The organism is Bradyrhizobium sp. (assembly GCF_049586575.1).
Classification (GTDB): Bacteria; Pseudomonadota; Alphaproteobacteria; order Rhizobiales; family Xanthobacteraceae; genus Bradyrhizobium.
This window is the reverse complement of the sequence record NZ_JBAVCF010000569.1, coordinates 1-4582: the sequence shown is the minus strand read 5'-3', so window position 1 is coordinate 4582 and position 4582 is coordinate 1. Positions and strand designations below refer to the sequence as shown.

At 62.4% G+C, this 4582-nt stretch carries 6 protein-coding genes; all 6 read right to left on the bottom strand.

Annotation, left to right across the window (positions count from 1 at the left end; all coding sequences use genetic code 11):
* Positions 1-72: 72 nt before the first annotated feature.
* Positions 73-471 (bottom strand): DUF983 domain-containing protein, encoded by a 399-nt coding sequence (locus WB528_RS21440; RefSeq protein ID WP_423890462.1) that lies wholly within the window; start codon positions 469-471, stop codon positions 73-75.
* Positions 472-596: 125 nt separating this feature from the next.
* A complete protein-coding gene (locus WB528_RS21435) occupies positions 597-1496 on the bottom strand; it encodes a cytochrome c oxidase subunit 3 (protein WP_423890459.1) in 900 nt (299 codons plus the stop codon).
* Positions 1497-1599: 103 nt separating this feature from the next.
* Entirely contained in the window at positions 1600-2253 is a 654-nt protein-coding gene (locus tag WB528_RS21430; protein ID WP_423890457.1) for a cytochrome c oxidase assembly protein, read from the bottom strand.
* 4 nt (positions 2254-2257) lie between these two features.
* Positions 2258-2422 (bottom strand): CoxF protein, encoded by a 165-nt coding sequence (locus WB528_RS21425; protein WP_423880123.1) that lies wholly within the window; start codon positions 2420-2422, stop codon positions 2258-2260.
* A 16-nt stretch (positions 2423-2438) separates the two neighbouring features.
* Entirely contained in the window at positions 2439-3377 is a 939-nt protein-coding gene (locus WB528_RS21420) for a heme o synthase (protein ID WP_423890456.1), read from the bottom strand.
* A gap of 57 nt (positions 3378-3434) precedes the next feature.
* On the bottom strand, positions 3435-4582 hold a 1148-nt coding region (locus WB528_RS21415), incomplete at its 5' end, for a cytochrome c oxidase subunit I (protein ID WP_423890454.1).

The window sequence follows — 4582 nt, the reverse complement described above, 5'->3', positions numbered from 1 at the left end:
GGCCGACAAAGACCGCAATCATGGCAAGCGTGAAGAGGCCGAAGCCGAGTTGCCGCCGTCCTGTAGCGATAGTCATTTCGGTTCGCGTTCAATTAATCGACCCGGCGCAGCCTTGTGATGGAATTGCAGTGCGATCAGGAGCGACTTCATCGAACGCAATGGCAGCAGCGTGGTCACGAGAATCAGCGGCAACCAAAGCACCGCGTGCAGCCAGAACGGCGGCTGAAACTTCACTTCCACGATCAGCGCGCAGGCCACCACGATGGCGCCTGCCAGCATGATGATGAAAATGGCGGGGCCGTCGCCGGTATCGATGAACGTATAGTCCAGACCGCACGCCGCACATCTCGGCCTCAACGCGAGGAAACCTGCAAACAACTTGCCCTCGCCGCATCGCGGGCACTTGCAGGCAAGCCCGCGCAGCACGCTCTGGAACAGGGTCGGTATCTGGGGGCTGACGGAAGGATTCATGCGACTGAACTTACCACGGCACTGCCTGCATGGAACAGCCGATCCGGGCCGGAACGTTGCCCATCGTTTTGTGCAAACAAAAAGGGCGGCCCTGCGGCCGCCCTTTTGGCATCAATACGGCCAGGTTATTCGGCGCCGACGAGCCGGCCGCCGCCAGTACCCCAAACGTAGATACAGGCAAACAGGAACAGCCACACCACGTCGACGAAATGCCAGTACCAGGCGGCAAATTCGAAGCCGAGGTGCTGGGTCGGCGTGAAGTGCCCGGCATAGGCACGCGCGAGGCAGACGATCAGGAAGATGGTGCCGACCAGCACGTGGAAGCCGTGGAAGCCGGTCGCCATGAAGAAGGTCGCGCCATAGATATTCCCGGAAAAGCCGAACAGCGCGTGGCTGTACTCATAGGCCTGCACGCAGGTGAAGCAGGCGCCCAGCGCGATGGTCAGGATCAGACCGTATTTGAGGCCCTGGCGGTCGTTTTCAAGCAGAGCGTGATGCGCCCAGGTGACCGTGGTGCCCGAGGTCAGAAGAAGGAGCGTGTTGAGCAGCGGCAGGTGCCAGGGGTCAAACGCCTCGATACCCTTCGGAGGCCAGGTGCCGGGCACGGCGCACGCGCCCATCTGCGCGCTTGCACCGCATCCGAAAATGGCATCACGGGCGGCGTGAACCGCATCGGCCGGGAACAGCGCCGAATTGAAGAAGGCCCAGAACCAGGCGACGAAGAACATCACCTCCGAGGCGATGAACAGGATCATGCCGTAGCGATGGCTGATCTGCACGACGCGGGTGTGATCGCCCTTGTATTGCGCCTCGCGGATGACGTCTGCCCACCAGCTTGCCATGGTGTAGAGCACGCCGGCGACGCCGATAAAGAAGATGATCGGCGGCACCGCCGGGCTGAACATATGGTGCATCCAGCTGATGGCACCGACCGCCATGATGAAGGCCGAAACGGAGCCGACGATCGGCCATGGGCTCGGATCGACGAGGTGGTAGTCGTGGTGCTTGACTTGCGCCGTAGCCATTTGCGGTCTCTCCGTTAGCAGGCCTGTTGGGCCGCGTCGTTCTCAACGTTCAAATCTAAACTTCGCGATGGCCAGAAGTTATCCCGGCCAAGGCGCACGCGTCTCAAAGCTTTCCCTTTTCGCTTCCCCCGGACTTTTCCGCCTCGCCCGCGGCAAGCGGCTTTATTGCGGGCTCGCGGACAGGGTAGAACGTATAGGACAAGGTGATGGTGTTAAGCCCGTCATTGTCGCTGTCTTTGACAATCGACGGATCGACATAGAACACAACCGGCATCTGGCGCGTTTCGCCCGGCGCCATGGTTTGCTCGGTGAAGCAGAAACAGTTGATCTTCTCGAAATAGGCCCCGACCGTCAGCGGCGCCACATTATAGGCGGCCTGCCCGGTCGTCCTGCGCGCGGACTGGTTGGTCACGGTGTAGAAGACGGTGACGACCTCGCCGATCTTGACCTCGATCTCGGTCTGCTCCGGCTCGAATTTCCAGGGCAGTCCGCCCGCCACATTGGAATCGAAGCGCACCGCAATTTTCCGCTCAAGCGGCGCGCCGGTGGGCGCGGAGGTTGCTACCTGCGTGGTCCCGTTGAAGCCGGTAGCGCGGCAGAACCAGTTGTAGAAAGGCACCGCCGCGTAGGCGGCCCCCACCATCAGCACCACGACGAAGCCGCAGATGGCAGCCACCATGGCGTCACGGGTCAGGCCGCGGCGCGACGCCGTTCCCTTGGTTTCGGAAGTCTGATGCTGGTTCGGTTGGATCACCATGCCCTTACAACGGCCGTACTAGAACGGCCGGCCCCTTGACGATGGTGACGGCGAAAAACAGCAGGACGAGAACGCCGAGCGCGAGCGCGATGGCGATCGAGCGCTGGCGGCGGCTTTTCTTCTGCGCCTCGGTGAGGACAATTCCGTCTGGTCTGTCGTTGTCGGCCATTGTCTCGCCATGCGCCTTACCAGATCGATGGAGCGACGGCGCGGATGACGACCTCGATCAGCAGGGTCGCAAACAGCGCAAACAGGTAGAAGATCGAGAATGCGAAGAGCCGCCGCGTGGCGCGCGAAGCTTCGCGGCCCTCGCGAAGGCGGAAGACGTTGATCGCGAGCGCCAGCATGCCGGCCCCAAGGACGAGCGAAGTGATGCCGTAGCCCGCATCGAAATAGCCGAGTGGCCAGGGCGCGAGCGCCACGACCACCAGCACGATGGTATAGAGCAAGATCTGCAACCGTGTCGCGTCGGGTCCGGCGACCACGGGCAGCATCGGAACGCCGGCGCGCGCATAGTCGTCGCTGCGGAACAGCGCCAGCGCCCAGAAGTGCGGCGGCGTCCAGAAGAAGATGATCAGGAACAACAACAGCGGCTCGACCGAAAGCGAACCGGTCGCCGCCGCCCAGGCCACAACGGGCGGAAGCGCACCCGCGGCGCCCCCGATCACGATATTCTGGGCTGTCCAGCGCTTGAGCGCAATCGTGTAGATCACGACGTAAAAGAAGATCGTGAAGGCCAGCAATGCGCCGGCAACCCAGTTGACGAGAATCCCGAGCGTCATCACCGAGAAGAAGGCGAGCGTCATGCCGAACGCCAGCGCTTCCGGCGGTGTGATGCGGCCGCGCGGGATCGGCCGGTTGGCGGTGCGCGACATCAACGCATCGATGTCGCTCTCGTACCACATGTTCAGCGCGCCCGACGCTCCCGCGCCGACCGCGATGCAGAGGATCGACGTGAAGGCCAGCACCGGATGCACGTGCCCCGGCGCGATCAGCAGCCCGACCAGCGCGGTGAAGATCACGAGCGACATCACCCGCGGCTTCAGGAGCGCGACGTAATCGGCAACGTCGGCCTCCGATATCCGGGGCGACAGTTCGATGGCGCTGTGATCGACGACCGACAAGACGGTTCTCGTTTCCTTAAAAATATGAGGACGCGGCGTTTTCCGCCGCGTGGCTCATTACTGCACGCGCGGCAATACCTCGAATTGATGGAACGGCGGCGGCGAGGACAGCGTCCATTCCAGCGTGGTCGCGCCCGCGCCCCACGGATTGTCTGCCGCCTGCTGCTTGCGCACGAACGCATCCACCACGCCGTAGATGAAGATCAGCACGCCGAAGCCGGAGATATAGGAGCCGATCGAGGACACCAGGTTCCAGCCGGCGAACGCGTCGGGATAGTCGACGTAGCGCCGCGGCATGCCGGAGAGACCGAGGAAGTGCTGCGGAAAGAACACCAGGTTGACGCCGATGAAGGTGACCCAGAAGTGCAGCTTACCGATGGTCTCGTTGTACATGTAACCCGTCATCTTCGGGAACCAGTAGTACCAGCCGGCAAAGATCGCGAACACCGCGCCAAGCGACAGCACGTAGTGGAAGTGCGCGACGACGTAGTAGGTATCCTGCAACACGCGGTCGACGCCGGCGTTCGCCAGCACCACGCCGGTGACGCCGCCGACGGTGAACAGGAAGATGAAGCCGATCGCCCACAGCATCGGGGTCTTGAACTCGATCGAGCCACCCCACATCGTGGCGATCCAGGAGAATATCTTCACGCCGGTCGGCACCGCGATCACCATGGTGGCGGCGACGAAATAGGCCTGCGTCGCGCTGGACATACCGACCGTGTACATGTGGTGCGCCCACACGACGAAACCGATGCCCCCGATCGCCACCATCGCATAGGCCATGCCGAGATAGCCGAACACCGGCTTCTTCGAGAAGGTTGAGACGATCTGGCTGACCATGCCGAAACCCGGAAGGATCAGGATGTAAACTTCGGGGTGACCGAAGAACCAGAACAGATGCTGGAACAGCACCGGATCGCCGCCGCCTTCGGCGGAGAAGAACGTGGTACCGAAATTGCGGTCGGTCAACAGCATGGTGATCGCGCCGGCGAGCACGGGCAGCGACAACAACAGCAGGAAAACCGTGACCAGGATCGACCAGACGAACAGCGGCATCTTGTGCAGCGTCATGCCCGGCGCGCGCATGTTGAAGATCGTGGTGATGAAGTTGATGGCGCCGAGGATCGACGACGCGCCGGCGAGATGGATCGACAGGATGACGAAATCCACCGCCGGGCCGGGATGCCCCGAGGTCGACAGCG

What these genes read in the sequence shown, in the direction of transcription:
- WB528_RS21435 (WP_423890459.1), bottom strand. Translation starts at nt 1,496, where the DNA reads ATGGCTACGGCGCAAGTCAAGCACCACGACTACCACCTCGTCGATCCG.
- WB528_RS21440 (WP_423890462.1), bottom strand. Translation starts at nt 471, where the DNA reads ATGAATCCTTCCGTCAGCCCCCAGATACCGACCCTGTTCCAGAGCGTG.
- WB528_RS21425 (WP_423880123.1), bottom strand. Translation starts at nt 2,422, where the DNA reads ATGGCCGACAACGACAGACCAGACGGAATTGTCCTCACCGAGGCGCAG.
- WB528_RS21430 (WP_423890457.1), bottom strand. Translation starts at nt 2,253, where the DNA reads ATGGTGATCCAACCGAACCAGCATCAGACTTCCGAAACCAAGGGAACG.